Annotated in this window: 1 pseudogene; it reads left to right on the top strand. The window is 22.9% G+C overall.

Features of this window, described 5'->3' with window-relative positions:
* A pseudogene (locus M983_RS17695) lies at window positions 1-371 on the top strand (hypothetical protein); the annotation flags it as partial.
* Window positions 372-384 lie beyond the last annotated feature (13 nt).

Raw genomic sequence — 384 nt, 5'->3', positions numbered from 1 at the left:
TTAAAATAAAATCTCCTATAAACAATGTAACAGCTTTTTTTCGTCGTAAAGATTATTTAGAAACTGATGGATATGCACATATTAGAAGCTCTGAAGATTATGCTCTTTGGGCTAGATTAATATATAAAGAAAAGAAACTACAAAACCTTCCACATATATTTGTCGATGTCAACTTCGATATAGATTCATTATCCAGAAGAACTGGACTGACTCATTTTAAAAATGACTTATTCACACAAAAAGAATTATTAAATTTTAATTTAATAACTCGATATCAATTTTATAAAAATATTTTAAAATACTTTATATTCCGTTGTGTTTTGCATAAAAATATAAAAAAAATACTATATAAATATTATTTAAGGAAATAAAATTAACATGTAT

Origin of the sequence: Proteus myxofaciens ATCC 19692, assembly GCF_001654855.1 — a bacterium.
Taxonomy (GTDB): domain Bacteria; phylum Pseudomonadota; class Gammaproteobacteria; order Enterobacterales; family Enterobacteriaceae; genus Proteus; species Proteus myxofaciens.
Note: the sequence above shows the minus strand (reverse complement) of the source record. Positions and strands in the feature narration are given on the sequence as shown.